The 1,703-nt window shown below is 60.9% G+C and carries 1 protein-coding gene; it reads right to left on the bottom strand.

Translation table 11 applies throughout. From position 1 onward, the window contains the following. Nucleotides 1-101 precede the first annotated feature (101 nt). Nucleotides 102-1,592, bottom strand: coding sequence for an ISNCY family transposase (locus JMF90_RS36030; protein WP_054928691.1), 1,491 nt, complete (start codon nucleotides 1,590-1,592; stop codon nucleotides 102-104). Nucleotides 1,593-1,703: the final 111 nt, after the last annotated feature.

Raw genomic sequence — 1,703 nt, 5'->3', positions numbered from 1 at the left:
ACAATCAATGTCATACCCGGATTCAGATGTCCACCTTCCAGCCATTTAAAAATGTCCGGTTTCAAGGTTGGTTTTGCTGCGTTTTTTCCTCGTTTTAAGCATTACGCAGTGTCGAAGGTCCGCGCCTGAACGGGCAGGGCGCTTACGCTCGCTTCCTCAGCTTTTGCAGACCGACGGCCAGGTTTGTCCGCTGGCTTGGCGGTTTGCCGACGTTGCGTCAGATCCACGATTACATGCTCGACGTCGGCCTGCGTGATCTTGCGCTGCTTCTTCTTACCCGGCTCTGCCTCGTTTCGGTTGGTCCGCGTCGAGTCGCCACGATGCGTTCGAGACGGCGCTTTACCGATTCGGCGGTTATCGCGTTGCGCCTGAAGCGCTTGCGCGACCTGCAACACATGGCTCAAACGCTTGTGCTCGACGACGGCACCCTGATCTATTTCAGTCAAACGATCGTACTGCCGGCAGCGCAGCACGCGATCGTCAGCACGGAGCTCGATCCGTCCATCCGGGTACTCCCACACCTCGATCTGCCGGTCGATCAGCTTCCTGTTCTCCGGCGTGTCGTCCAGTAAGTACATCACCCGGTCATACTGTACCGTCAGCGACTTCGTCACTTTCCGCGGCTCACGCCATGTCAGCACCACGTCCAGACTCTCGTCGGGCCGCAGCGGCCGGTGTGCATTGAACTCGCTCTTCGGCGGCTTCGCGAAGCGTGTGTTGTAGGCGGCCATGAAGGAGGGCGCGTATGCGTTGGCGTCGGCCACCGTGTTAATTCCGCGCAATCGCATCTCCTTGACCAAGCGGTCCTGCAACGTCAGATGCGCGCGCTCGACGCGGCCCTTGGCCGAGCTGCTGTTCGCGCAGAACGTGTCGATGTTCAGCTCGTACATCGCGCGGCCGAACGGCGTCACACGGTTACCGGTCTTTCCTGGCTTCACGTTGCGGAATACGCTGGCCTTGTCGCTGTAGAACGCCCCAGGTTTGCCGTGCCGTTCGATGTATGCCCGTGTTGCCTCGAAGTAGCTGAACGTCGACTCCGTCTGCGTGAAGTGCAGCATCATCAGCCGGCTCGTCGCGTCGTCCACGTAGACCAGCAGCGTGCAGGCCGGCGCCCGTTCCTCGAACCATCGATGATCGCTGCCGTCGATCTGGATCAGTTCGCCCAGACAGGCCCGGCGCGCACGCGGCTGATAGACCTTCGGCGGTCGTTGCCGGCGTGGAATCCACAAGCCAGCCTCCGTCATTAGCTTCCTGACCGTTTCCTTGGCCAGCCGAATGCCGTGACACTCCCAGAGCTTCTCGCAGGCCAGTGTCGGCCCGAAATCGGCGTAGCGATCTCGGATGATCGACAGCGCACGATCGGCGGCTCCTGGATCCAGGCGACGGTTGCCGGGCTTCGCTCGGTGCCCCGACACCAGTCCCGCCGGCCCGTGCTCGCGCAGCCGGGCAACCAGTCGGCGAACCTGACGTGTCGTCAACTCCAGCCGTTCCGCTGCACGCCATGGCTTAAGCTTGCCGTCCGCTACATCCTGAATGACCTTGAATCGGTCCAGTTCGCGCATCGTCATCGTGATCCGCTCCGTTGCAGCCATCGCAGCCTCCGGCGCCGTCAAACCGGCAGCCGGACAGCTTACGCGGCCCGAAAGCGGACATTTCTATGTAGCCAAAAGCGGACATTTCAATCTAGCCACTACAATCAAAAA

The organism is Burkholderia sp. E168m23, from assembly GCF_016586125.1.
Lineage (GTDB): Bacteria > Pseudomonadota > Gammaproteobacteria > Burkholderiales > Burkholderiaceae > Burkholderia > Burkholderia orbicola.
This window is presented reverse-complemented; position numbering and strand designations above follow the sequence as displayed.